Raw genomic sequence first — 26630 nt, 5'->3', positions numbered from 1 at the left:
TCGGATGGCAAACTCGCACTCGCGGCTCCTTCCTCCCTCTCACTGCTGGTGCCCCTCTGCACTGCTTGCTCGCGATGTTTTCGCTCGCTGACACACATCGAGCTTCGAGCCGTTAGGCTGGCTCGATGGTTGGTGGCGTTGACCGCTTGGCTGGGTCAACTCTCCCTGACGAATGCTGTACTTGCCCTAGTCGGGCACGATGTAAGGTGGCGGTTAACACTAGGACATCCTGATGGACGGCACAGCGAGCGTTCGCGGGCGGCAGGGCCTTGGTGGCTCTCCTTGCCCTCCGATTTCTTCCATTCACCGCTCTCGGCGGTGGAAATCGGATGGCAAACTCGCACTCGCGGCTCCTTCCTCCCTCTCACTGCTGGTGCCCTTGGCGCCAAGCGCTCGTGCGGCACTCTCGCTCGCTGGCTCGCCGCCTCACTGCTTGCGCCACATGTGATGTGCTTGCGCTGTTCTCGCCAGCGCACGATGCCTAAGTCTAAGCACGGACGACATCATGTCCGCGCCCCTCCGCTGACCACCACTCAGGGTCAGCGGTCTACTTCTCAGTTGCGCTGATTTGTTTGCCCCAGACCGCGATGCCGCGGTCGCTAAGGCCGGTCACCACCAGCGCAGGCTGGCTTCGCTCCCAATCCCAGGATGGGAGCAGCTTCAGCTCTTCCGTGGAAGCACCGCCCCATGGGCTTTCCTTCCACGTCAGCGTTAACGTTTGTTTGCCATCAAACGTCCAGGTTCCGGAACCGTTCTCGCTTTCGATTTTGCCTTTGCTCGTGAGCGTATATGGCACAGCCTGCACCTGTCCATTTACAGACGGATCAAGCTCCATGCCTTCCCACGTTCCGGCAATCATCGATTTCGGAATGTCTTGTGCCGTCTCTCCGGCATAACGTTCTGGCGACACGACAGGCCAGCCATCCTTGGTCCACAGCATTTTGCGAACATGCAGATACGGCCAGTTTTTATCGGTCTCGCCCCTTGCATGATGCACGATGTAATAATCGTCGCCATCCTTCAGCACGGAATTATGTCCGGGAGCAACCCAACCCTCTCCCTCGGAGAATCGGTATCCTCCCAAAATTTTGGTGCCAATCTCATACTGCGGCAGCTGCTCCGTATCCAACATTTTATTGCCGTTCATATCTGTATAAGGCCCTGTGATGAAGTCGGCGCGAGCTACCCGCACGTTATAGTCTTCGAACAGAGAATCATAAGACACGAACAGGTAATATTTTTGAAACTCGGGATTATACACAATATATGGCCCCTCGACTGCGCCCTCTTCGGTGGCACGATCTCTTGCGGCGATGCGCGTACCATATCCTTCTTCCTTGAACTTGCCCGTGTCCGGGTCAAGCGGTGCAATATAGATCCCGTCGAAAAATGAACCATATACCATCCACGGGTTGCCTACGGCATCGAGCACCGGATTGGCATCAATGGCATTCAGTCCGTCTTTTTCCTGACCAGCCGTCTTCACAACCAGTCCTTCATCCTTCCACGGCCCTTCGGGAGACTTGGAGGTTTGCAGCCCGATGGCGGACTGCGTGCTGCCAAAGCTCGAAGCCGAATAATACAGTCGGTACGTGTCCCCTGCTTTAATAATATCCGGTGCCCACAGGTTCGTCGCTCCTGTCCAATCGAGTGCTTCCTTGGGGATACCTGTCAAAGCCTGCCCGACCCATTTCCAGTTGATCAAATCATCTGATTTACGGACCATTACGCCTGGTTTCGGCTCCCCCGCTACTCGAACGTCTGTGGAATAGACATAGTAGCCCTGGTCTGTTTTGAGAATCGCAGGATCGTGTGCATTGTTAACCGTCCATTTGGATTCATCATCCAGAATCGTAAGATCATACATTTTGGTATCCTGCGGAGCTTCCGGAAAAACCGGAGGTTTCGCCGTGTCCCCGCCATCTGCGCAGCCTACCGTACCTAGAAGCATCAGTAACATCAATACCACAACTCCCTTCCTTGCCCTATGTCGCCACTTTAGCCCCGTCCAATATTTATCGTATTTCCGCTCTTTGCATTCTTTCATTTCATTCAACTCTTCTTTTCGTCCTTTTTTCCCCTCCGCTTCCTTCCACTCTTCCCGTCTCTCCGGTTTTTTCCATACTCTCCATCCTCTCATGCCGATCACCCCTTGACCCCTGAGATCGCAACCGACTCGATAATCTGCTTCTGGAAGATCAGGAAGATGATCAGAACCGGTAGCAGAGCTACAATCGACGCCGCCATAATGAGCGGATAATCTGTTTGAATGGCATAGGTCGCGTTAAAGTTGGCTATGACAAGTTGTAGCGTTTGCTTTTCAGGTGAATTCAGATAAATAATCGGTGCCAGATAATCGTTCCAGATGCCCATAAACCAGAGGATCAGCTGCGCAGCCACGGCCGGTTTGATCAGTGGAAACGTAATGCTGGAATACAACCGGAAGTAGGAGCTTCCGTCGATCTTCGCCGCTTCGATGATTGCATCCGGTACACTAAGCAGATATTGCCGCAGGAAAAAGATCATAATCACATTCCCGAATAGTCCCGGTACAATCAACGGTAGCAAAGTGTCCACCCAGCCCAGTTTGGAGAACATAATAAATTGCGGAATCATCACCGTCGGATATGGAATCATCATCGAAGCCAGCAAGGCGAGAAATAGTTTGTTTTTATGTGGAAATCTTAACTTGGCAAAAGCAAATGCCGCAAGACTCGACGTAAATGTCCCAACTACTGTCACACTAAGAGCTACAATGAGACTGTTTTTAATCCCGCTGAGCAGTGGTCCTGCCTCCCAGATCTCTTGATATTTATCGAACCGAAACACTTCCGGAATCCACACCGGAGGAAGCGCGAATACATCCTGTTTCTCCTTGAGCGAGGTGGACAGCATCCAAAGCAAAGGCGCAATCATCGCAATTGCGCCGATGGACAGAACGATAAATATAATAGAATTGGTTACTTTCCTTCTTTGACTATAAGACATCTTCCGTTCCACTCCTCTCCTCGCCCATTAATCCCCGTCGTAGGCTGATCTTTCGTTAAGTTTGAATTGGATAAGCGTAATCACAAAGATGAAGATACCCAGAATCATCGCCATCGCAGAAGCGTAACCCATCTGCAGGTTGCTAAAGGCCTTCTGCCAGATATAAAAGACGATTGAAGCCGATGCATATTCCGGCCCACCTGTCGGTGTCATGATATTCATCTCGGTAAAAATTTGAGAACCACCGATGATATTTGTCACCACGAGGAAAAAAGTTACGGGCTTCACCATCGGCCAGGTGATATTGCGGAAAATCTGAAATCCATTCGCTCCGTCCAGCTCGGCGGCTTCGTAATAAGTACGGGATACACTTTGCAGTGCAGCCAAATACAACAGCATCGTATAACCCAGACCTTTCCATACCGTCATGATAATCAGTGCGGGTTTTACGGTATCTTTGTTTGCCAGCCAGTTCGGGCCTTTGATACCAAACAGATCGAGGAACTGGTTCACCAGACCATAGTCTCCGTTGTACGCCCAGTTCCACATGATGGATACCGCCGCCAAGGAAGAGATAACCGGTATGTAGTAGATCACGCGAAAGGTGGTTGTACCCGGGATTTTACGATTCAATCCCATCGCCAGCAAGAGCGCCAGCAACAGACCAATCGGGATGCCGAGCATCAGGTAAAACGTATTAAACATCGCCTTGTAAAATAGATCATCGGTCAACAAATCCTTGAAATTGGCAAGCCCGATAAAGTTCATCTGCCCCAGTCCGTCCCAATCGGTGAACGAACCATAGAGGGAATAGAGGAACGGAAACAATACAAAAATCACAAGCCCCAAAACGGGGGGCAAAATAAACAAGTATCCATACATCATCTCTTTGCGATACAAACTCGATTTCGTATTCACGTGTTCACCCCTGTTTCTAAGATCAGCATGTGGCATACATCGATTGGCCTTTTTGAATCATGGCTTCTGCTCTGTTCCGGTCAATACATGCCACATGCTCGTATGGAATCTGGCGATAAAATTAAACAAACCGTTTACATCGTTCACTCCAATGACAGAATAACCTTCCAATCGCTGTTATCCCCAGATTTTTTGAATTCCCTTTTCCAAAGGGGAAAATCCGGTGATAAGCGTATGCTTCCGATGTAGCTTTCTTTCAGAAAGCTTTTAGGCGAACGCTTCGCTTTTTCAGGTTTTTTCTGTCCTCTACGTTACAACATGTAAAAAATAGTTCGATTTTTATCTTCTACCAAACAAATGATGCCAGCAACATCGGTTCAGGCTGCTGGCATCCTCTCTTTCCTATCTATTTATTCTGGGATTTTTTCTCCTGCTCCACCGCTTTATCCAGCAGTTTCTGCATCTTCGGTTGTTGTTGCTTCACATAGTCAGCGGCAGTCATCTTGCCATCAAGTACCGGCTGAATGTCGGTGAAGAACATGTCGTACCACTCCGCGTTGTACGTATAGTTACCTGGCAACGCACGTCCATAGTCTTTTACGATATCGATGAATTCCTGTTTGTTTTCCGGTTTGGTAGAGGTGTCTTTCGCCCACTCATCTGCCATATCAAGCAAGTTCGGAATTTGCACCTTCGCGTCTACCAGTTGTTTCATGCCATCTTTTGACGCAGTAAGGTAGTTTACCAATGCAGCAGCTTCTTCCGGGTGTTTGGTTTTGGCAGATACTCCGATCCCGAGGGAGCCGATCCATGTCGCTGGTTTGCCTGTGGATCCAGCCGGGAAAGGCAGCAGATCATAATCGAATGGAAGCTTTTCGAATGTACTCATATCCCACGGACCTACAGGGAAGAACGCCATCTCGCCCTTCATCCAGCGCTGATACGTATCAAGCGTTTGTGCCTCCTCAATGGAAGGAGTGATCTTGTACTTGTTCTGCATATCCGCGAAGAATTGCAGCGCTTCAGCAAATTTCGGATCATCGATGGTGACTTTCGTTTTGCTCTCGTCCAGCCAGTCAGCCCCGTTGCTCCATACAAAAGCTTGCAGTGCCCACTGTACGTTAAAACCTGTGCCGAATACGTCCGGTTTACCATCTCCGTTCGTATCCTTCGTTGCTTGCTGGTTTACCTTAATGAACTCTTCCCAAGTATACGGCTTGTCCTTGTCAGGGAACGGGATACCTTCTTTTTCAAAAAGGGTCTTGTTATAACCCAGTGCAAACGGCCCGACATCCTTAGGCATACCGTAAAGGTCTCCTTGCCCTGCCATCTTGCCATCGTAACGATATAAGTCAACGCCATACTTCCAGATATTATCCAGATTAATCTCTTTGTTTTTCTCAATATACGGAGTCAGATTCATGAGCACATTGCTGTTTACATAGGCCTTCATATCACCCGGTGTGAAATAAAATACGTCTGGCAAGCTATTGCCTGTAATCGCCGCTCGAAGCTTTGTCGCATATTGATCCGCAGCGGTAACGATAATTTTCACTTTGACGCCGGGATGTTCTTCTTCAAACTTCTTCACGACAGCCTGATACGCCTTCTGCTCATCCGTGCCGCCGCGGAACATAAACGTCAGTTCTTTATCTCCGCTCGAACTTCCGCTTCCCCCTCCACAACCTGCAAGCACCAGTGCACTGACCAGCACTAGCAGCATAAACGTGACCCAACTCTTTCTCTTGACCATATGAACCCCTCCTGATCTGGACTTGTAAACGTATTCAATACCATGAATCAGCATTTCTGTTGTTAAATTTATCAAATCCAGATCCTTTTAGTCAATACTTTATTAAAACATTTTATATTTTTATAAAATAAAAATCATACTAATACGTCGGCCATCCGTTTCCGTCCCATAACAAATCATTAATCAGCAATTTCGGATTGCCATTATCCGTTGCGTCATAAGCATGGCGTACGATGAGATTGCCGTTAACCACGTCCTGCCCACCCGGTCCTTTCCATCTCACATTACCTGTATCCAAAATCGTGCCGCCACCGTTCATCATATTGACTCCGTTTTTATCGACGTAAGGGCCCGTAATGCTGGTGGAACGACCATAGACCATTTTGTAGGTACTGTTCACACCTTTACAGCAGGAATCAATAGAGGCAAACAAATAATAATATCCGTTGCGATACGTGATACTCGGTGCTTCGATTGCGCCCCCGTTATTCGGACGTGCTGCAATCGAGGATATGTTACCTGTCGGTTTCATCGTGTTTTTGTCCAATTTTACAATTTTCAGACCGCTCCAGAACGATCCAAAGGCCAGCCATGGATTGCCTGAAGCATCAATAACCAGTTCCGGATCAATGGCGTTGTAGTTATTCGATGTATTGGATTGCAACACAAGCCCTTCATCTTTCCATTGCCCTGCGCCAACGCTATTTGCAGATGCCAAACCAATAGCCGATTTATTGGAACCAAAGGTCGAAATGGAATAATACAGCCATACTTTGCCGTTATAACGTTGTACATCCGGTGCCCATACATCCAGCTCTTTCTGTGCAGGAACAGCCGAATTCCACCAGGAGGGTTCACTCAGAAAAATCTGCGGCACACGATACCACGACGTTCCGTTATCGGATTTCAGCACCTGAATACCCGGACCCGTGGAAAAGGTGTACCAGGAATTGCCCTCTTTGATGATCGTCGGATCATGAACGGCGATATCTCCCGATAGATTCCAAAACGCGGCTAAAGCCCGAGACTGTCCTGCAAGCACTAGCACCATCACCAACAATGCAGGTAAAACCCAACGCCTTCTGGATGAAAACTTCGAGCTGTTCAAGCCACGCGAATGAACTGAATCCCTTGATTCGCCTGAGCCTGATGCCACTTTCACCGTTTTAGAATTCTTCCATGTCTGCCACTCCAGCCGCTTCAACTTCTTCCACTCCAAACTCCTCAACTTCTTCCATGAACTGAACTTTTCCATACCGGAACGCCGCCTCTCCTGAATAAATGGTTGCTTTGGTTCATGAAGTATTAAATCAATTTAAGTATAATAGGATTATAAAAGCGGTTACATTACAATTCAATGGTATATTTCAAATATTTATGAATTAATTTAAGTTTTTATTTTAAGTATGTGGAGATAAAATCTCGTATGAGCTTTAATTATTTTACTGTATATATAGGGTATATCTCACTTTTCTCCGCTCTTTCTTTCGAGCATGTAATGATTTATAATTATCTGAAATAAAACAGTCAAATGTGCAAGAGTCTGTGTAAATAGGCTTTGTTCAGAACGGGGAAAGGACATCCACCTATGATTTATATTAAAGATCTGATGTCAGGTGTGAACATTTTCAAAGCACTCAGCTCCGAAATTCGCATTCAGATTATTGAGTTGCTGGCCAGAAACCAAAGTCTTAATCTCAACGACCTCGCAACCAAGCTCGGACTTAGTAACGGCGCGATCACAATGCATATCAAAAAACTGGAGGAAAGCGGATTAATTGAGATTAACACGGCGGTCGGCAAACACGGCATTCAGAAGATCTGTTATCTTAACGAGGAAAAGTTGATGGTTGACCTGCGTTCACAGGAGATCCACAACCGCTACGAGGTAGAAATCCAGGTTGGGCATTACAGTGATTATCAGGCAGCACCCACATGCGGCATTGCTACGAAAGACAGCATTATCGGGGAGTTTGATGACCCTCGCTATTTTGCCGACCCGCTTCGGATCGATGCCGAGATGATTTGGCTAGCTGAAGGATATCTGGAATACCGAATTCCCAACTACCTGAAGCCCAACCAGACGTTTAGCGAGATTCAGCTCTCCATGGAGCTCGGTTCAGAAGCCCCTGGATTCTGTGACAACTATCCGTCAGATATTTACTTCTACATCAATGGCAAAAAGATCGGACTCTGGACGAGTCCAGGAGATTTCGGCGATACACGCGGTACGTTTAATCCAGACTGGTGGCCTCCTCACCTGAATCAGTACGGCATGCTAAAGCTGATTCGCATTACGAAGGAAGGCAGTTACATCGACGGATGCAAAATCTCGGACGTTACCCTGGATGATATCGGGCTCGATTACAAAAGTGATATTCACTTCCGCATCGCTGTCACAGATGGACCGGTCAACAAACGCGGCCTGACGATTTTCGGCAAAAACTTCGGCAATTATGGTCAAGGTCTGCTCGCACGGGTGCTTTATAACGTGCAGGAGGACTAGACAGGATCTGGCTGGAGAGTTTGGTTGAAGAAGCTCCTAATATAAGAAGAGTGCGAATCTGCACTCTTTTTTCAGTGATATACGCATTGCATTTCCGTTGAACTGATTAGTGAAGATGCATGCTAGTCCCTGCCTTGGCTGTGATATACTTATGGCCTGTATTGGAAAAGAAGTGATGACGGGTGGGGTTCTATTGAAACTGGAACGGTTAGTCTCGATCATATACAAGTTACTCAATCATGAGGTGTTGTCTGCCTCTACCCTTGCCGAGGAATATCAAGTATCGCCCAGAACGATCTATCGGGATATTGATGTCATCTGCGCAGCCGGATTTCCGGTTGTCTCGCATCAGGGAATGAATGGCGGATATGGCATTATGGATGGATATAAAATGGATAAAAGCTTGCTCGGCTCCTATGATGTGGATGCATTGATTACAGTGCTTACCAGCCTCTCTACCGTATTTAACGATGTGCGTGCACAGGGTACAATCGAACGTTTGCAGACAATCGGAGACCAGCATGAGAGAGCAAGCTTAACCGTAGACCTGAATACGTACCGAACTGAGCCTGACTCGCTTTCGCATCTTCGTGCAGGAATCATGCAACATCATGTCGTTCAGTTTGATTACATTAATTCCAAAAATGAGCACACGACCCGAGAAATCGAACCTGTTCGATTGCAGTTTAAATACCGTAGCTGGTATGTTTATGGATATTGTCGCAGCCGGCGGGATTATCGGGAATTCAGACTTTCACGGATGTTAAACGTGCATCTGACCAACCGTCATTTCGAACCGCATGCTCTCCCTACGGAAGAGCCGTCCGCTATTTTCCCTGTCGCACAGGAAAACATGACAGATGTGGTATTTCGCGTATACCCGGATGCACTCGCGGAAGCGCTCGATCATTTTCAGCAGGCAGACAAACAATTTCATGAGGACGGCAGTATGACGATGCGCGTTCAGGTTCACAAACCGCTCCAAGCCCCGTGGTTATGGTCGTTTTTGCTGAGTTTGGGAAGTGGCGCAGAGGTTTTGGAACCTCTAGCACTGAGGGATGTTCTGGAGACGCAACTACGAAATGCACTGAGACGTTACGACAAACTCAATCATTGAAGCCACATAATGGGAGTCTTGTGAAGTGAAAGAAGAAGTATGACACGCTGTTGTCATACTTCTTTTTTTATACTTATTTCAGTAACAAGGGATCTACTATGACCATCCCACCATTCGCCAAAATAAAGGAGACGATATTTCATGAATCACCTAGAAGAAATGTATCATTATCATGTTTGGGCTTCGCAGATCATTATGCAACGCATTCAGGAGTTGCCAGCTTCTGTGCTGCATCAGGAAGTGAACAGTTCTTTTCCTACCCTCGCCCATGCGCTCAGTCATATGTATGCTGTGGATCAGATGTGGTACCTGGTGCTAACCGGAACCAGCATGCCTGAAGCTTTACAAATCTGCATGCCGCGTAACGGGGAAACGTTTGCCACAATAGAAGAATATTTCGAACGTTATGCCGAACTATCCAATCAATACCTGGATTGGTTCAGTCAGCATAAGGATCTGGAGCAGGCGCTTCTGCTCGACAATCCCTTTGCTGGCGTGCGTCAAACCCGTTTCGCGGAAATCGTCTTACATCTGGTGAATCACGGAACCTATCACCGGGGCAATATATCCACCATGTTGCGTCAGCTCGGACATGCTTCTGTCATGAATGACTATTCCAGATTCTGGTACGAAAACTCCAACACTGTCGAGTAATTATCTAATACTTGAAGTCCATTGTGCCTGATAAAAACTTTTGGATACGATGTAGTATGAAGCTTTTAGATATACTGTAAGGTGTTAGATAAATGCAACATGAAAGGTCTTGGATATGATGCCACCTGCTCCACTCGAAAAAACACTCACCTTTACATCCAGAGAAGAGTTAAGACAATGGTTACAGGAACACGGAACTACAGAGCCCTGCTGCTGGGTTCCCGTGAGTATAAAGCCGCGCCCGGATACCCTTCTATATCTGGATGCTGTTGAAGAAGCATTGTGCTTTGGCTGGATTGATGGCCTCAAAAAGAAAACTTCCGATGGCCTGTTATTACAAAGGTTATCTCCCCGTAGTCGCAAAAGCTCATGGACAGAGCTCAATAAGGAGCGTGTGCGCCGATTAGAAAGGCTAGGTCTGATGCAAGATGCGGGTAGAAAGGTTCTGCCCGACATGAATCCTGGAGCTTTTGTTGTGGATGCCGAGATTGAAGAGAGGCTAACTGCGGACAGACAAGTGTATGATCATTTCACAGCTTTCCCTCTCCTCTATCAACGCGTACGCATCGACACAATCCAGAGCGTGAAACGGCAACCAGATCTCTTTCAAAGCCGACTTGATAAGTTCATCCAACATACGAAGGCAAATCAACTGTATGGTCAGTGGCATGATAATGGAAGGTTGTTACAGGATTAAAACGTGTGTATGACTTGTTAGACAGTTGGTTGGATAACACCGTGCACAATCTAGACTCAAACCCACTGGCCTATAAAGCATACTGTCACTGGTATACTAAACAGGATCTTCCGCTAGGGAAGATCTTGTTTCTCTGTTTCTCTGTCCCTGTTCTTTGATGTATTCGCTCTACTTTTTCTGCTTTTATGAAACTTCCTCCTTCAGAATATTAGTGTCCTACTTATTCTATATCTGTTATGCTCTGTTTCCTTTCTTAGCAGTCATGCTTCTATTCATTCACCGTGCTGTGCTACTTCGGCTAACGATCACAGGAGACGCTATTTAGCCGTTTTTCGCCTGAATGAAATTCTAACGATCACCAGAAAGCTTATTTTTCGATTTCCGGCCTGTTTCCCGGCATATTCGGCCAGATCCACTAAAATAGCGTCTCTGAGGATCGTTAGATTTTAAAACACCTCATTTTCGCCAAAATAAGCCCTGTGGTGATCGTTAGCGCTTCAAGCTTACTTAACACTCAGGCTCTCCACGCACAAAAAAAGGCCAGCCAGTAACTACTGGCTAACCTGATCATACGAAAACCACCTGCCCAAGCTTTTCCCCGCAGTTGGATAACTAACCAGATCACTTGACTGGTAACTGGCTAGCACCCCTCTATAGAGAATATGGTTAGTTAGAGGTTTTCTGGTTTTCTGGTTTTCTGGTTTTCTGGTTCTCTGGTTCTCTGGTTCTCTGGTTTTCTCGGTGTCTGGTTTTCTTGGTTCTGGGTTCACTTCAAGTTGGCTCAATCATCCCTAGCAGGCAGCAGGTGAGGTGATCTCCCTTCCTCACGCGGATTTACTTGCCGGAAGGCTGCGCTTCAGCAGTGTACCCTGTCGGAATTTCGGCTTCTGCCGTTACTTTGGTAATCACCATTGGATACATCATATCCGGATCAGGTTGCACGATGGAGTATTTGACAATAGCGTGTTTATCCTTCTCCAGCTTCACTTCATCAATTTTCAATCCGTAACCCGGATGCGGCATTTCAGCAGTCAGGGTTACTTTACTTGTTTTGTCATCCACTTTGCTGATCGTTACCGCAGGTACGATGGCTTGCTGACCTTCACCGGGATTCGTTGGAGCCGGTTCGGTTGAACCGTCATCACTATGCTGAGCCACAAACTCAAGGGCATTGAAAATCATGCTTGCTGCCTCCATACGGGTAAGTGACTGATCCGGGCGGAAGTTTCCATCCTTGTCCAGTTCAATGATGTTCATGTTCAGCAAGTTCTGGACCGCAGATATGGCGTCCTTACTTAATTTTTTTTCATCCTTCACTTCATTATACTTCATGATTACCGGATAATTACCGGTCGTGTTAATTCCCTCATGCAGCAAAACAACAAATTGTTCACGCGTCATCTTGCCTTGCGGATTCACTTCTACCGGAACGGAAAGGCCATTCTGAGTTGCCGCTTGCACAGCATCTGCATACCAGGTATCTGGGCTGATTTTGTTCTGCGCGGAAGCTTCCGCATATGCATTTTTCAAACCAAATGCTTTAACAATTAACTGAATTCCCTGCGGTTCGGACAAAGCAACATCCGGTCGGAACAGATCCGCCGTTACTCCATTTACAATCCCCTTCGATTTCAAGGTATCTACAACCGTCTTCTGGCCCTCATCCTTAATGTCGGAAAATGCAAATACCGAAGCACCTCCTGCTGTCAGAGAAACGCATAGCGCAAGTGTTGCAGCCAATCCTTTTTTATGTTTCATTTCCTGGCACCTCCATTATGATTAGTAAATCCTGTTTTTCATCTTTTCATCCCTACAGACGGGACAGCTTCGTAAAATGTTTCAGTTCTTTTCGCATTTGGTGAATAATACTTCATAACCATGCATATGATTTGCGGTGTAACGACAACGTATTTTAGACTGTCATCTCACCCTGGGAAACCTCATTTGCACGGTTCTGACAGGGGAAATACATTAAACATTCAAGGGTTTACTTCCCTCTCTTCATACCAGGCAGCGTGCATTGACAACGACTCATATTAGCGCGAAAATATAAATAGAACGATTCATCGGTTGACGGATAAATAACAAACAAGTTCGCATAAAGTAAGAGGGCATGACACGCTACGATAAGGTGTCTGCCCTTTTCTTGACTTCGTAACAAAGGAGAACCCACACCTATGTCCAAAAAAGGTTTGCTGCGCGGTTATGTGTTATCCAACTGGCCTATCTATCTCCTGGCTGTTCTTTTGATTATTGCGTCCAATGTCGGTCAGGCCTCCCTGCCCCGTATTCTGGGCAACTTTACGGATCAACTCCTACAAAACACACTCCAGATGCAGACGGTGATCCGTTACAGCTTATCGCTACTTGCGATTGCAATTGCATACAACCTGCTGTTTGGTACCGGCCAGTTCATGATTATGAAGCTGGGCCGGCGATTTGAATTTATAACGCGCGAGCGGATATTCCGCAAGTTTTCCGAGCTTAGCGAGCACTATTTTTCCAAACAGGGCAACGGCAAGCTGCTCAGCTATTTTATGAATGATGTCACCTCCGTCCGGGAAGCCATATCCAACGGGGTTACGATGATGACCAATGCTGCCTTTCTATTATTGTCCTGTGTAGTAATGATGTTGCTTAGCGGAATTCCGCTGACACTGATCCTGATCAGCATTGTACCTCTGCTCGCCATTCCATTCCTGGTTGTGTTCTTCGGCCCACGGATTCGAAAGCGCTCCCGTGATGTGCAAGAGGCGCTCGCCACCATGACGGAGTCTGCGGAGGAGCTGCTTGGCGGGATTCGCGTGATCAAAACATTTGCCATCGAGGATAACGCTCGTTCACGTTTTGGCGCAACCGTGGATGATATCAAACATAAACAGCTACGGTTAGTTCGCCTATCTTCCCTTTTTCAGGCCACACTTCCATTGCTCGGTGCAACGTCTCTCGTAATTTCGCTGCTAGTTGGCGGCATTCTGACAATGCAAAACTCCATTACGTTAGGTAGCTTTGTCGCTCTGACCTTGTATCTGCGAATCATCATGGGTCCACTTCAGCAGATTGGTAACGTGATTAATACGATGCAACGTTCAGGAGCCTCGCTCGAAAGAGTGAATGATCTTCTCCGTGAAGAACCCGATGTACAGGAAATCCCTGAGGCAGAAACACTGGAGAACATGCAGGAAATTAAGATCAACGATTTGACGTTCCATTATCCAGGCAGCTCATCGCCCGCGCTAAAACATATCCAGCTCCAGATTCATGCGGGGCGTACGGTTGGCATTGTCGGTAAAACAGGTTCAGGCAAAAGCACACTGGTCAAGTTGCTACTCCGTACATACGAGCCCCCAGAAGGCAGCATTTTCATCAATGGCACAGACATTCGGGAACTGTCACTGGACAGTCTCAGGTCTCAAATTGCTTACGTCCCACAGGACGGCTTTCTATTCAGCACCACCATACGGGACAACATTGCATTCAGCAACCGTGAAGCACCTATGGGAGACGTAGAAGACAGCGCCAAACAAGCGATGATCTATGAAAATATTGTGCGTTTCCCTGATCGTTTCGATACCTTGCTGGGTGAGCGTGGACTTACGCTGTCTGGTGGACAGCGGCAACGTACCAGTCTCGCTCGCGGATTGATCAAACAGGCTCAAATCCTGATTTTGGATGACAGTATGAGTGCAGTAGATGCCGTTACCGAAACAGGCATCCTCCGCAGTCTGCGTAAGATCGGCAAAGGCAAAACCACCTTGATCATCTCTCACCGTATCAGTGCAGTCCGTCATGCGGATGTCATTCTTGTGCTGGATGAAGGGCAGATTGTTGAACAAGGAACGCATACGGAGTTGATGGCTGCCAGAGGGCTATATGCGGCGACCTATCGCTTGCAGGAGGAGGGATTACATCATGTCTGATGCGGATGAAAATCCTAAACACACTAACCATAATTCTAAGAACCATAATTCTAAACGTACCGATCATTTGGACAATAGCAGTCATTCCGACAACTCAGCCGTAAAATCGGAGGCCTCCACCAACGATCATCACAGCAAACGAGCTTCCTTTAAAGAAATGATGGGCTATGCCAAACCGCATCGTTGGGCATTTGCCGGCATATTCCTCTGCTCCCTGCTCGGCATATCCGCCGACTTGTTGCAGCCATATCTCGTGAAAATCGCTATCGATGACCATCTGGCCGTAGGTCAAACCAGCACCTTGTTTCTCGTTAAACTCGCCGCCGTTTTTCTGGGGCTGGCTGTAATCAGTTTTATTTTCACCTATATACAAAATAATCTGTTGCAACATGTCGGTCAGAGCATCGTCTCCCGCATTCGCAAGGATTTGTTCAGACATATCTCCAAAATGTCCATGTCCTTCTTCGACCGCTTCCATATCGGTAGTCTGGTGACCAATGTGTCCAGTGATACGGAGACGATCAGCAGCTTCTTCACCCAGGTATTGCTCAGTCTGATCCGGGATGGCATGATGCTGGTGCTCATTATCTTTTTCATGTTTCAGCTCGATCCCATGCTCGCCAGTTATTCACTCATCATACTTCCGGTCATCGCTGTCGTGGCTGCCTTGTTCCGCCGCAGACTGCGGAGCGCCTATCAAAATGCGCGCACACGCCTTTCCCGTCTAATCGCGTTTACGGCGGAAAATCTGTCGGGCATGTTCCTGATTCAGGCGTTCCACCAGGAAGAAGAGCAGAAGAAACGCTTCAAAGAACAGAACGCCCTTCATCTGGAGGCAAACATTACACAGGCTCGTTCCAATGTTATTTTTAACCGGACGTTTGACATCCTTGGTAACGCGGCGCTGGTGATGATGGTGTGGCTGGGTGGTCGCGCCGTGCTTGGAGAGTCTTTGCAAGTCGGGGTGCTGTATGCGTTTATCAGCTACATTCGTCAGTTTTTTCAACCGATCAACCAGATTACAATGCAGTGGAATACCTTTCAATCGACCACGGTTTCGATGGATCGGATCTGGAATATTTTGAACACAAGGCCTGAAGTACATGCCCCGTCCCCTGATCAAGCTTCTCCTCTGGAGTCACAACATGTGATGGGTCAGATTGACTTTAATGATGTATCCTTCGGTTACAAGGCGGATCGCCCTATTATTCAACATATGAATCTGCACATGTACCCTGGGGAGATGGTCGGTATTGTGGGTACAACCGGAGCGGGCAAAAGCACACTGATCTCCCTGCTCAATCGGTTCTATGACGTCAATCAGGGCAGTATCCAAATCGATGGCACCGACATTCGCCACATTCCGCAAGCCGCGCTCCACCGGATTGTGGGGCTGATTCAACAGGAACCTTTCCTGTTCTCCGGTACCATTATTGATAACGTGAGAATGTTCAGGGAGGATATTACACGAGAGCAAGCAATAGAAGCATGCCGATTTGTTGGGGCAGATGCGATGATAAGTCGTTTGCCGCAAGGCTATGACACCCGTCTGTCCGAGCGCGGAAGCGGGTTATCCGCCGGGGAACGACAACTGATCTCGTTTGCACGAATCGTTGTATTTCAGCCACGCATTCTAATTCTGGATGAAGCTACGGCCAATCTGGACTCACATACCGAACAACTTGTACAACATGCGCTGGAGTCCGTATCTCAAGGCAGAACAACCATAGTGATTGCACATCGCCTGTCCACAGTCATGCATGCTGACCGGATTCTGGTCATGGAACAAGGGTCTATCGTCGAGGAAGGATCACATCAGGAGCTGGTTGCGAGCCAAGGCGTTTATGCGGATCTGTACCAGCACGCACGGGAAGCAGGGCAGCAACCCAGCAAGTCGGGGTAATATTTTATACGTTAGTTTCAATTACCTCGTGCATCGAACATGCATCTGGACAGGACATGTGCAACGAGAAGTACTAAGATTTAAATTCGATAATTGTTCAAAACTGCCCTACCTAAATACCGCATGAACTCGTAAACTTGATATAGGAGTGACAGGTCAAACCGGCCGCTCTGCTCGTGCAGGCGGCATTTTTACATATAAATCGGTAAGAAAAGGAGATGACGATGATGTTGCCTGCAACTTCGGAGGAACACCATCAGGGGGAAATTCGCTATCGTCGCATCACAGCGATCTGGAAAGGAAGCCTATGTTTCCTGTTTCTCGCCTTATGTGTACTGCTCTTATGGGTTATCGTTGCCGGGCAGACCGAGAGTGTGGAAAAAATCTATTACCCTATGGCTGCCATACTCGGCATGTGGATGGTGGGGCCGTTTTTCTTTATGTTTTGGACCCGTTCCATGCAGCGCGTGGCGATCCTCGTCTCATGGGATGAACACTCTCTCCATGCGGGTCAGCGCGATATTCCATGGAACCAGATTCGCAAGATTGAGCTCGCTACCCCAGCACGAAGCAAATGGCAATTATCCGCCTCCCCCATGTACGCCTTGTATCTGAAGGACGGCACTCGAGTTCACATTCATACAGACCATTTGTTTGGAAAAAAAGAGCTACAGTCCTCCTTGGCTACTCTCCAAAAGACGTTACGTGAACACCAAGGGCCTGATCTGGATTGAACTTGTCCAAGTCAGGCTCATGTAGCCACCCTTGTCATGCAGCAGGGCCTATGTGCCGGGAGTCGCACGCCTAGGACGGTGATTTCTCCACTCCAATGGATAAACTCACCCTATAATTACCTAGCGGCAGCAGCGCTTCCAGCAGTTCACCGAGTTGCTCTGTTGTCCCTGTCTGCACCTGCATCAGGTAACATCCCTCCCCGCTTACCCGGTGGACTTCAATAATGTCCTCGCGCCCTGCCACAAACGCACGGAAGGCAGCATGCTTATCGCCAGAGTTCAGAAATACCGTGACAAATGCCTTCAAACCAAGGCCAAGGCGGTCCGGGTTCCATTTTACCGTATATCCTTCAATAACCCCCAGGTCCTGCAACTTGCGCACTCTCGCCCCAACCGCTTGTCCTGTCAGATGCACTTCCTCTCCAATCTCCTTGTTCGAACGCTTGGCATCCCGGATCAGAATCTGTAAAATGCGTACATCCGTGGCGTCTATCATTTCGTTCATAGGTACTCAGCATTCCTTTCACCTTGAAAATAGTCGGACCGATATGCATTCAGCAGGTTATGTACGACGTGAATCGGGTTGTATAACATATAGGATAATACTAAGAGAGAACCCGAAGGAGTGCAAATAAAATGAAAATTCAATTGATACGGCATGCTACCCTGTGGCTGGAATACGGTGGTTTAAAGATTCTGGTCGATCCCATGCTAATGGATGCCGAGAGCATGCCCGCTTTTCCAAACACACCGAATGAGCTGCGTAATCCTGGAGTCGATCTCCCCGAAACCGAAACAGATTATCTCAAGCCTGATCTGCTGATTGTCACGCATACCCATCCCGACCATTGGGATGAAGCAGCCGCAAATCAACTGCAAAAAGATATCCCATTGCTGTGTCAACCGGGGGACGAGCCTATTTTCCTAAAAGCGGGATTTACGGATGTAACGCCTGTTGACGTGAAGCATGAGCATCATTCGGTGCGATTTTCGCGTACATCCGGTCAGCACGGTACAGGGGAGATTGGCAAACGTATGGGTAAGGTATCCGGTTTTGTGCTTGAAGCGGATGAAGAACCGATCACCTATATTGCCGGAGATACGATCTGGTGTGATGAGCCCGCGGCAGCGATCAAGCAATATCAACCAGAGGTCATTGTACTCAATGCCGGGGGTGCACGCTTCTTGCAGGGTGATCCCATCACGATGGACGGACCCGACGTTGTTGCCGTGAAACACGCCGCACCTTCCGCTCACCTCATCGCCGTTCACATGGATGTCATCAACCACTGTATGACAACACGTGCTGATCTAGCCGCTTATCTGGCAAAAGAGCAGTTGGAAGATAGTGTACTCCTTCCGTTGGACGGGGAAAGCTTCGAGTTTTGAATCATAGGTGTAAGCGAACGTTCTTGGTGGGGTATATAAGCGGGAAATTACACCAGATTTCCATGCCAATCATCATTCGTATGATGTAACTTGCTCGCGTACCTTTCTAACGATCACAGCAGACCCTATTGGGGCCGATTTTGCCACTTTGGAATTCTAACGATCACAGCGGAGCCTATTTAAGCGAAATGCCCACTTTCCTCTGGAATTCCAACCCTTTTTAGTGAAATAACGTCTCTCATGATCGTTAGAATTAAAATGTGGCGTTAAATGCCTAAATAAGGTTTCCTGTGATCGTTAGCGCAATTGGATGGCGAAAAAGGAATATACTGGGGAACTCTTCTGAAAAAAAACGGTATGCGAATATTCGCATACCGTTTTTTAATGCACGTCGGCCTTACTTACCCACTTCAAACTTACTCTATTTCAGGTAGAGCCTACTTAAACACTAAACACTCGTATTGCCTCAACCTTATCTTACGTCAACCTTGATGCAATTCAGTAACCTGCACGCCACCCATAAAACACTGCCAGCCTCTTATTGCACCTTCAAACGAATTACGTTCCAGGATGCTTTCGCCAGACTCGCGGTGATCAGCGTATCGGATACTACTGCTCCTCCGCGATTGTGTGGAACAACATTGTTAGGCTGTGCCGCGGTATTAGCCGCTTTGAGGTCATCGGCTTCCAGAACGATATGCTCGATCAGACTGCATTTGCCAAAACTGCGCAGATCCACTTCAAGCGGCAGAGACTCTTGCAAGTGACGATTGACCGCAAACACCGTTACTTCTCCCTGCTCCTTGTTATGCACTGCAATGCCTTCAAGATAAGGAACATCCGTAATTTCTTTCGTATCATATTTAGGTGACTGAATCAAAGGTACAAGTGCCGTGCCACGGCCGTATACAGACGCATGCATAAATGGATAGAAGATGGTCTGTCTCCATGATGCTCCGCCCGTTTCCGTCATAATCGGAGCAATTACGTTGACGAGTTGCGCCAGACAAGCCATTTTGACCCGATCCGCATGTTTGAGCATACTAATCAGCATACAACCCACCAATAGTGCATCTTCGTGATTATAAATATCCTCCAACTGTGGTGGAGCAATCTGCCACGGGTCCATCTTTGAATCATTCTCATGGGAGTGATACCAGACATTCCACTCATCAAAGGACAGATACATCGTCTTTTTGCTGCGTTTCTTCGCTTTGATATAGTCACATGTCGCTTTCACTGTATCAATGAAACGATCCATCTCCAACGAGCGTGCAAGGAAGGTTGGCGTATCATTATCCGGATTACCATAATACTGGTGCAGAGACAGATATTCTACATCATCATACGTATGATCCAAGACCGTTGCTTCCCAGTCCGGGAATGACGGCATGCCGAGGTTTGAGCTTCCGCAAGCGACGAGTTCAATCGTTGGGTCCGTCCACTTCATCACTTTGGCAGCCTCAACGGCTGTACGTCCATATTCTTCAGCGGTCTTATGCCCAATCTGCCAAGGTCCGTCCATCTCGTTGCCAAGACACCATGTTTTGATACCGTGTGGCTGCTTATATCCATGTTTAATCCGAAGATCACTGTAATATGAACCTTCCGGATGGTTGCTGTATTCCACGATATTACGGGCAGCATCCGCACCGCGTGTTCCAAGGTTAACCGCCATCATTACTTCGGAGTTCGCCTGTTTAGCCCAATCCACAAATTCGTTAAAACCAAATTCATTGGTTTCAATCGTTCTCCATGCCAGATCCAGCCTGCGCTTACGCTCAGATACCGGTCCAACGCTGTCCTCCCAATTGTAACCGGATACAAAATTACCACCAGGATAACGTACAATCGGCACATGAAGCTCCTTCACCATTTCCAGTACATCTGTACGGAAACCCTGCTCATTGGATGAAGCATGGCCCGGCTCATAAATTCCGCCATATACGGCACGCCCCAGATGCTCAATAAACGACCCATACAAACGCTTATCCACTTCACCAATTGTAAAATCTTTATCCACCGTCATTTTCGCTTTTTCCATGAATGATCTCATCTCCCCAAGATTAATATAAAAATTAATTGATATTCTATGGATCAACGTTCATATTTATATTAAAATCGATAACAACACATATTTCAACCCGAAATTCGAAAAATATTATTCTTTTCACTGAATTTATGTTTAACTTAATTCTATACATGAAATTGGAGGAACAACTGTGATCAGAGCAAATACTGACGCCGAATGGCTCCCTTTATATGAAGCACTTGCCAGTGAAGTTCGGCTACAGATTATCCGCCTTGTGGCTGAGACACCCATGAATGTGAAAGATATTGCCGCTTCGCTTGGCCTGAGTAGTGCGATCGTCACCATGCACGTCCGCAAGCTTCAAGATGTCGGCATCATTCAGTCCAAAATGGTACGCAAGGATGGCGGCACACATAAAATGAACAGCCTGGCTGTCGACTGGATCGGCATCTCCATGCCTCAAGAGAACGGAACATCCCGCAAGTTTCACGAGGTGTCCATCCCTGTCGGGCACTACACGCATTTTGACGTATATCCTACTTGCGGTTTAGCGACATCTGATCATGTCATTGGGCAGTATGATGATCCTCGTTATTTTTTGGACCCGGACCGAATGCATGCTCATATCTTGTGGATGGGACGCGGATTTGTCGAGTATAAAATCCCCAACTACATGTTGACCGGGCAGCACATTGACGCCATTGAGTTGTCTCTGGAGATCGGATCAGAGGCCCCTTCCGTTAACCCAAACTGGCCTTCAGATATTACGTTCACACTGAACGGCATTTGTTTAGGGGAATGGACCAGCCCGGGTGACTCCGGCAATGGTCGCGGCATATTTACGCCTGACTGGTGGAGTGATATCGTGAATCAATATGGCATGCTTAAAGTGTTGCGTATAACGAATGAAGGAACGTTTATCGATGGCCAGCATCTGTCGAGCATTACACTCTCAGACATTCCAGTGGAGCGTAATCAGTGGACGTTGCGCCTTTCTGTGGAGGAAGATGCACGTCACGTGGGCGGAATGACGCTATATGGTGAGGGGTTCGGCAACTATAACCAAGACATTTTGTTCCGATTGTTCTATCACGATGGAATAGCGCCTTTGTAAAACAAGTAAAACAAAGCACAAAAAAACACCTTTCATTTGCCAAAAATAACGGTTAAATGAAAGGTGTTTGATTTATGTGCCACTTGCACCAGTTGGCGCAGCCTGGCTGTTGCACACATATCATACTCGAACTTGGCTATTCTAATGTGATCAGCCTTACCAGGTGCTTTGCTCCATCTCTGACTAGCCGTCAGCCAGCGGATAAACCAGTGCTTGTCCTACAACGCACTGCCTCCGAACAGGAAGCGGGATTCCCAGTGCTTGCCGGCAATATCACTAACCGTCACACCGCCGCCAGCGTTGGAGTATGTATGCAGTATTTTACCGTTACCCAAATAAATACCCGTATGTGTAATCGTCGCCCGAGATTTGTTCACGCCACTGTAGGCTGATGCAGAAGTGCCTTTGTAGGACATAAAGTACATCAGATCACCACGTTTCAGGTTTTTCCAATTCGTAGTGACTGTACCTCTCTCCTTCACATAGTCTCCTTGTTGGCGTGAGTCCGCCGGAAGTGTAATGCCAAGTCCGTCAATAAAAGCTCGCCGTACAAAGCTGGAGCAGTCAAACGCTGCCGTACTGTCGCGATCCGCAGCATATTTATAAGGTGTCCCCAAGTATTTCATTCCGGCCGCAATAACCTTCTCTACTGCAACACTTCCCTGACTTGTTGAACCCTGATTAGACCCCGAGCCGCTTGAACCGTTAGTCGTGCCCGTATTGCCTGTTGTTGATCCACCGCTTATTGCTTGTGTGTATTTGGATGAAGACGAGATATAACCTGTCCGATTAGAAGCATCTTTGATTCTATACCAATCCGATCCGGATTGCTCAAGCACAGTTAATGTTTCTCCTTTGGAAACCATACGAATGACTTTACCAGATGACGTTGGTGAGGTTCGAAGGTTTACACCCCAGATGACTTCTACTTTCGATTGATCTGCCGCTGCCGCGGATACCTGTCCTGTGAGCGTTGCTGTTGTCAGACTTCCCATCAGCATTGCTGCTGTTACACTTGCCGTAACAATGGTATTCTTCCAGTTCATGATGTCGTGTCCCTCCGGATATTACAAAATTTTAACCAAGAAGCCACCTTCCCGGCTCGCCTTATTGTAAACGGGCATTCCCTAACGTTCATCAGCCCAAAGTCCTGCTAGCGTTTAGACAAGTATGAGCACTAAGGATCAGGGAAAACGTTCTTCGACTGGAAAAATAGAGCATACCCTACACGGAATGAATGGTTAAATTTTTGTAACTAATTGATATACCTTAGATTTCCACGTTTTGGTCAAGCAGACCTTGGCTACACACACATGCAACCTATGCACTAGATTTTAATTTTTCTCGTCACCCAACTGGAAAACATTACTACGTTTCATTGCAGTTTAATCTGGAATCCCTCTTTCACAAATGAAAATAAATGGATTTAACTATGTAAGCACAAGAAAAAAACCGGGGATTTCTCCCCGGCCTTTCATCGGAAGTATAATTAGCAGCAAGTTTGAATAAAGATCAGGCGTTCCGTTCCCGGCCCCAATTCCTGAAACTAACCCTTTCCCTTCATTCCATGCTCCGCTTGCTGATTCAATTATGGCTCCATTCCCCATACCTTCACGCCATCCTGGTATGCCGTTACTTTTGTCCAGGCACCAAATGCGGTTTGTGTAGCGTCGAAGGAATAATCATTCGATTGATCAAAATTCGTCCAGTTGTTTTTGGACGAGCGTGTCTGAATGATTCCTGTCTCAGCACCAGCCGCCAGACTACCTGCACCGGCAGTAAAGCTGATCTCCAGGTACGTATCTGCGGTTCCTTTTGCCGGCTCCACAGCTACGAATTTGCCCTGCACGTTGGCACTGCCAACCTGTGCATAGTCACACCAGAAGCTCAGATCAGCGGCACTATCTTTCGTAAAGTAATAACGAAGCTTCACTTTGCTCAAATCAATGGCCGTCGTACCTGTATTCTTCACATTGAATTGTGGTGTAAGAGAGTTGCCTGAAGCACCCGAGCCTCCATTGCGATACTGCACTTCAAGTGTTCCGGTTGAGATCGGAGCAGCCATTGGTGTCAGCACAATTACATTCGAGTTCGTCTGTCCATCGGCATTGATGGCAACCACTCTGTAGTTGTATGCCGTACCATTCACTGCTGTTGCATCGGTATACGTCAGTGCCGTCAGCCCTGTAGCAAGATTGGCATACGCACCTGTACCTGTCGAACGCTGCACGTTATAGGTTGCCGCTCCGGTTGAAGCCGTCCAGTTCAGCACGGCTTTTGCATCCCCTGCTGTTCCACTCAGGGTAAAGGCTCCTGGTATAGCGACTCCGGCCTGCGGTGTTGCTGTCACCTGCACAGATGGCGCGGACTCACCAGCACTATTTACAGCGGTAATGACATAATAGTATGCTTTTCCATTCGTCAGTCCGGTGTCTGTAAACGTAATACCGCTAACGCCAGTTGCTACAGAAGTATACGGGCCGCCGTTCACTTCGGCACGTTTTACCGTATAGGAAGTTGCTCTCGCCGCAGCATTCCAGTTCAATACCACTTGTTTGTCACCGCCGGCAGCAGTTACACCTGCAGGAGCGGCAGGTGCTTCCACGCCTGGTGTTTCGCTGTCACCAAGGAGACGGTCGAACTCTCCATAAGCGGTAGCCATATCAACCTGTGACCAGAAACGGTGATACGTAAAGGTCGGTGCACCATTTTCCCACTGCTTCGTGGTCGGATTGTAAGATGTTTTGTACTTGTTCTCCAGATAAGCCCAAGCCGGATCTTGCTTGATTGCAGGACGCAGATCGGAATATCCGATGTACACGCCATTTCCGCCTTTTGCCGGATCGGAAGGTACACCTGCGGTGCCTGGAATCGTATTACCTTGACCGAACGTCCCCGTCCAGTTCGCCGGGAGATAGATCTCTTTCGCGAAGTAACGGAAGTAATCCTTACGCTCTTCCTCTGTAACGATACCTACACCGTCATTGTAATCCCAAGCTGTATCGAGCAACGTCTGAGCCAAGTCTTTGGCTTCCTGACCTTTCACACTGAGCGTACCATTCTCTGCCTCAGTTCCGGCTGCGAAGAACGTCAATGCTTTGATATAACTTCCCAGTACCCCTGTATCCTGTACTGGATCTTTGGTAATGGCATGGAAGTTTGGATTATTCGTATAGGTGCTGAATCCATTCCATTTATCCGGCTGTCCCTGCCATTCCTGACCACCTGGAATCCAGAACTCGCCTGGAGCCGGAGTCGTTGCTACCTGTACATTCGTTCCGCCGAGAATGCGCTGTCCAGCAGCATTCAAATAGTAGCCTTGAGCATCCGTTACAGGGCGCTCACCAGCAAACACATAATCTTTGGTCCAGTCCACCCATTTTGTAATGACCTGTTTAGCCATTTTGAAGTTTTCAGAAGTCAGGTCACCGCTCTCTGCCAAGATGTAATACATCTCCGCCACACGCTCCAGCGGCCATGCCTGGAATCCGAACCACGTGTTGGAATCCGGGTCACGATATACTGGTGCTTCCTGATAAGCCATGTCATAGAACGTGCTCACACCTGCCGGATAAGCCGCGTAGGAACCACCAATGCTATTGGTTGCCCCGCCGCCGACTGCTCCTTCATGGGATTGCAGCCAGGTATAGAATTCGAGCTGACGTTTTAACGTCGCATTCCAGTCCGCTTTGGCTGTAGGTGACTCTGGAATCAAGCCGCCTGCCGGATCGGACAGGGCATATGCTGCAACCGGGTTCTGATAGGCCTGGTGCGTGTGACTTGCCCCAATACGCCATGCCCAATCCCCGCCTTGACCCAATCCACCGCCCCATGACGTATACCAAGCCATGAGATACATGTTGGAGTCTTTACCTGTACCTGGGGTTGGTGTACCGTTCTTCGCACTTCCAACCTTCTGGAAGTACTTGTCGTACATGCCATACCGCAGATAGTCGCCCATCTTCTTCGCTTTATCAAGATACTCCGTATTGTTATAGCCCATCTCTTTCGCCCAGTACAGTACCTGTACTGCACGCGCATCCGCATCCGTTGCATTGGTATAACGCCACTGTGCCGATGGTGCCTGATTTTCCTTTGTAAACAGACTCATGAACCCTTCGCCTGCTTTACCGAATGATTTATCATCCTGGGATGGATGAGGAACAGCTTCCCACACGGACTCTTGCTCCCCACGCTGGAACGTATTCACATACGTTGACGTATGGGAAGGATTCAACAGATTTCCGTATCCATACCAGTCATCCACGTCGATCAGCCAGTGCATCAGATACGTCTGGTTGTTACCATAGGTTGCCTTGAGCTCGGCATCCAATGGGTCTTTACCTGCCGCATACTGACCATTCAGGTTGGAAGGATACTGGTCTGGGAATGGTTTTTCCGCTGCATATGTTGCCGGACTGTTCGGATTGTACTTGCTCATCGTTGGTTGCTCTTCCTTGCCGTCCCCTTCGTTCACCGGAATAATGTACTTCTCCATGTTATCCCAGGCCGCTTCCAGTTTGCTCCAATCGCCCGTGTAGTGACCATACATCGTCTCTAGCCACAACCAGTAACTGTACGCCTCCGACGTAGACATATGTCCATAATCCGGTGCCTCACTCAGCAGCGTTTCAATGGAGTGATACGGAATGCCTTCTGGAGAAAAGTATCCGTTCGCCGGGTCTTTTAATTGACCGTATAATTGCAAAAAGCGAGCTTCATTCACGCCATCAGCCTGAATTTCAATCGCCTGATCGGCAGCATGTGCCGTTTCAGGTCCTGCCCAGAGCCCCGTGTATCCCGTCAGCATGACGGTTCCTGCCAGCATGGCAGTTAAACTCTTTTTTGCAGCTGTTTTCAACATGAATATATACCTCCCTGGAATAGTGGAAATTCAATATCAAT

Annotated in this window: 19 protein-coding genes; 9 read left to right on the top strand and 10 right to left on the bottom strand. The window is 47.9% G+C overall.

Annotated features, from left to right (window positions below):
• Positions 1 to 547: 547 nt before the first annotated feature.
• The 5 genes from Q9R46_RS01405 to abnA form a co-directional block, all read right to left on the bottom strand.
• Positions 548 to 1963, bottom strand: a complete 1416-nt coding sequence (locus Q9R46_RS01405) for an arabinan endo-1,5-alpha-L-arabinosidase (protein WP_311280919.1) — start codon at positions 1961 to 1963, stop codon at positions 548 to 550.
• Between the two features lie 182 nt (positions 1964 to 2145).
• A complete protein-coding gene (locus Q9R46_RS01400; RefSeq protein WP_145333193.1) occupies positions 2146 to 2988 on the bottom strand; it encodes a carbohydrate ABC transporter permease in 843 nt (280 codons plus the stop codon).
• Positions 2989 to 3015: 27 nt separating this feature from the next.
• Complete coding sequence (locus Q9R46_RS01395) at positions 3016 to 3906, bottom strand: carbohydrate ABC transporter permease (protein WP_090918396.1); 891 nt, start codon at positions 3904 to 3906, stop codon at positions 3016 to 3018.
• 406 nt (positions 3907 to 4312) lie between these two features.
• Positions 4313 to 5659, bottom strand: a complete 1347-nt coding sequence (locus tag Q9R46_RS01390; RefSeq protein ID WP_145411951.1) for an ABC transporter substrate-binding protein — start codon at positions 5657 to 5659, stop codon at positions 4313 to 4315.
• A gap of 139 nt (positions 5660 to 5798) precedes the next feature.
• Positions 5799 to 6710 carry an arabinan endo-1,5-alpha-L-arabinosidase AbnA gene (gene abnA / locus Q9R46_RS01385; RefSeq protein WP_311280918.1) on the bottom strand — a complete coding sequence of 304 codons (912 nt, stop codon included), beginning with the start codon at positions 6708 to 6710 and terminating at the stop codon, positions 5799 to 5801.
• A gap of 537 nt (positions 6711 to 7247) precedes the next feature.
• Here abnA and Q9R46_RS01380 point away from each other — a divergent pair.
• The 4 genes from Q9R46_RS01380 (at position 7248) to Q9R46_RS01365 (ending at position 10633) form a co-directional block, all read left to right on the top strand.
• On the top strand, positions 7248 to 8165 hold the full coding sequence (locus Q9R46_RS01380) for an ArsR/SmtB family transcription factor (RefSeq protein WP_090918400.1): 918 nt from the start codon (positions 7248 to 7250) through the stop codon (positions 8163 to 8165).
• Between the two features lie 193 nt (positions 8166 to 8358).
• On the top strand, positions 8359 to 9282 hold the full coding sequence (locus Q9R46_RS01375) for a helix-turn-helix transcriptional regulator (RefSeq protein ID WP_311278680.1): 924 nt from the start codon (positions 8359 to 8361) through the stop codon (positions 9280 to 9282).
• A 141-nt stretch (positions 9283 to 9423) separates the two neighbouring features.
• The gene (locus Q9R46_RS01370; protein ID WP_311278679.1) at positions 9424 to 9936 is read left to right on the top strand and encodes a DinB family protein; all 513 of its coding nucleotides are present in this window, start codon (positions 9424 to 9426) and stop codon (positions 9934 to 9936) included.
• 115 nt (positions 9937 to 10051) lie between these two features.
• Positions 10052 to 10633: a YdeI/OmpD-associated family protein gene (locus tag Q9R46_RS01365; protein ID WP_311278678.1), complete on the top strand. Its 582-nt coding sequence runs from the start codon at positions 10052 to 10054 to the stop codon at positions 10631 to 10633.
• An 834-nt stretch (positions 10634 to 11467) separates the two neighbouring features.
• Here Q9R46_RS01365 and Q9R46_RS01360 read toward each other — a convergent pair.
• Entirely contained in the window at positions 11468 to 12391 is a 924-nt protein-coding gene (locus tag Q9R46_RS01360; RefSeq protein ID WP_145333190.1) for an S-layer homology domain-containing protein, read from the bottom strand.
• A gap of 419 nt (positions 12392 to 12810) precedes the next feature.
• Between Q9R46_RS01360 and Q9R46_RS01355 the strand changes: the two genes are divergently transcribed.
• The 3 genes from Q9R46_RS01355 to Q9R46_RS01345 all read left to right on the top strand — a co-directional run bounded on the left by Q9R46_RS01355 (position 12811) and on the right by Q9R46_RS01345 (position 17190).
• Complete coding sequence (locus Q9R46_RS01355) at positions 12811 to 14553, top strand: ABC transporter ATP-binding protein (RefSeq protein WP_311278677.1); 1743 nt, start codon at positions 12811 to 12813, stop codon at positions 14551 to 14553.
• The gene (locus Q9R46_RS01350; RefSeq protein WP_397386314.1) at positions 14546 to 16456 is read left to right on the top strand and encodes an ABC transporter ATP-binding protein; all 1911 of its coding nucleotides are present in this window, start codon (positions 14546 to 14548) and stop codon (positions 16454 to 16456) included. The genes Q9R46_RS01355 and Q9R46_RS01350 overlap by 8 nt, the downstream gene beginning before the upstream one ends.
• 224 nt (positions 16457 to 16680) lie before the next feature.
• Entirely contained in the window at positions 16681 to 17190 is a 510-nt protein-coding gene (locus Q9R46_RS01345) for a hypothetical protein (RefSeq protein ID WP_311278676.1), read from the top strand.
• A 70-nt stretch (positions 17191 to 17260) separates the two neighbouring features.
• Here the strand turns inward: Q9R46_RS01345 and Q9R46_RS01340 are convergent, their stop codons facing one another.
• Positions 17261 to 17695, bottom strand: coding sequence for an Lrp/AsnC family transcriptional regulator (locus Q9R46_RS01340; protein ID WP_311278675.1), 435 nt, complete (start codon positions 17693 to 17695; stop codon positions 17261 to 17263).
• A gap of 131 nt (positions 17696 to 17826) precedes the next feature.
• On the opposite strand from Q9R46_RS01340, the gene Q9R46_RS01335 reads away from it, so the two are divergent.
• Positions 17827 to 18579, top strand: coding sequence for an MBL fold metallo-hydrolase (locus Q9R46_RS01335; RefSeq protein ID WP_311278674.1), 753 nt, complete (start codon positions 17827 to 17829; stop codon positions 18577 to 18579).
• A 538-nt stretch (positions 18580 to 19117) separates the two neighbouring features.
• Here the strand turns inward: Q9R46_RS01335 and arfA are convergent.
• Complete coding sequence (gene arfA / locus Q9R46_RS01330) at positions 19118 to 20623, bottom strand: arabinosylfuranosidase ArfA (protein ID WP_311278673.1); 1506 nt, start codon at positions 20621 to 20623, stop codon at positions 19118 to 19120.
• 181 nt (positions 20624 to 20804) lie between these two features.
• Here arfA and Q9R46_RS01325 point away from each other — a divergent pair, with 181 nt between their 5' ends.
• Positions 20805 to 21725, top strand: a complete 921-nt coding sequence (locus tag Q9R46_RS01325; protein ID WP_397386361.1) for an ArsR/SmtB family transcription factor — start codon at positions 20805 to 20807, stop codon at positions 21723 to 21725.
• A 218-nt stretch (positions 21726 to 21943) separates the two neighbouring features.
• Here the strand turns inward: Q9R46_RS01325 and Q9R46_RS01320 are convergent, their stop codons facing one another.
• Both Q9R46_RS01320 and Q9R46_RS01315 read right to left on the bottom strand, forming a co-directional pair.
• Complete coding sequence (locus Q9R46_RS01320; protein WP_311278671.1) at positions 21944 to 22771, bottom strand: C40 family peptidase; 828 nt, start codon at positions 22769 to 22771, stop codon at positions 21944 to 21946.
• A gap of 542 nt (positions 22772 to 23313) precedes the next feature.
• A complete protein-coding gene (locus tag Q9R46_RS01315) occupies positions 23314 to 26589 on the bottom strand; it encodes a glycoside hydrolase family 48 protein (protein WP_311278670.1) in 3276 nt (1091 codons plus the stop codon).
• Between the last annotated feature and the right edge of the window lie 41 nt (positions 26590 to 26630).

The organism is Paenibacillus sp. RRE4 (genome assembly GCF_031844205.1).
Classification (GTDB): domain Bacteria; phylum Bacillota; class Bacilli; order Paenibacillales; family Paenibacillaceae; genus Paenibacillus; species Paenibacillus xylanexedens_B.
The sequence above is the reverse complement of the archived record's forward strand: the minus strand, read 5'-3'. Positions and strand labels throughout refer to the sequence as shown.

Excerpts from the sequence above, each read along its gene's own strand:
- Q9R46_RS01345 (WP_311278676.1), top strand. The coding sequence starts at position 16,681 with ATGATGTTGCCTGCAACTTCGGAGGAACACCATCAGGGGGAAATTCGC.
- Q9R46_RS01380 (WP_090918400.1), top strand. The coding sequence starts at position 7,248 with ATGATTTATATTAAAGATCTGATGTCAGGTGTGAACATTTTCAAAGCA.
- Q9R46_RS01360 (WP_145333190.1), bottom strand. The coding sequence starts at position 12,391 with ATGAAACATAAAAAAGGATTGGCTGCAACACTTGCGCTATGCGTTTCT.
- Q9R46_RS01370 (WP_311278679.1), top strand. The coding sequence starts at position 9,424 with ATGAATCACCTAGAAGAAATGTATCATTATCATGTTTGGGCTTCGCAG.
- arfA (WP_311278673.1), bottom strand. The coding sequence starts at position 20,623 with ATGGAAAAAGCGAAAATGACGGTGGATAAAGATTTTACAATTGGTGAA.
- Q9R46_RS01400 (WP_145333193.1), bottom strand. The coding sequence starts at position 2,988 with ATGTCTTATAGTCAAAGAAGGAAAGTAACCAATTCTATTATATTTATC.
- abnA (WP_311280918.1), bottom strand. The coding sequence starts at position 6,710 with ATGGTGCTAGTGCTTGCAGGACAGTCTCGGGCTTTAGCCGCGTTTTGG.
- Q9R46_RS01355 (WP_311278677.1), top strand. The coding sequence starts at position 12,811 with ATGTCCAAAAAAGGTTTGCTGCGCGGTTATGTGTTATCCAACTGGCCT.
- Q9R46_RS01350 (WP_397386314.1), top strand. The coding sequence starts at position 14,546 with ATGTCTGATGCGGATGAAAATCCTAAACACACTAACCATAATTCTAAG.
- Q9R46_RS01335 (WP_311278674.1), top strand. The coding sequence starts at position 17,827 with ATGAAAATTCAATTGATACGGCATGCTACCCTGTGGCTGGAATACGGT.
- Q9R46_RS01365 (WP_311278678.1), top strand. The coding sequence starts at position 10,052 with ATGATGCCACCTGCTCCACTCGAAAAAACACTCACCTTTACATCCAGA.
- Q9R46_RS01340 (WP_311278675.1), bottom strand. The coding sequence starts at position 17,695 with ATGAACGAAATGATAGACGCCACGGATGTACGCATTTTACAGATTCTG.
- Q9R46_RS01390 (WP_145411951.1), bottom strand. The coding sequence starts at position 5,659 with ATGGTCAAGAGAAAGAGTTGGGTCACGTTTATGCTGCTAGTGCTGGTC.
- Q9R46_RS01320 (WP_311278671.1), bottom strand. The coding sequence starts at position 22,771 with ATGAACTGGAAGAATACCATTGTTACGGCAAGTGTAACAGCAGCAATG.
- Q9R46_RS01315 (WP_311278670.1), bottom strand. The coding sequence starts at position 26,589 with ATGTTGAAAACAGCTGCAAAAAAGAGTTTAACTGCCATGCTGGCAGGA.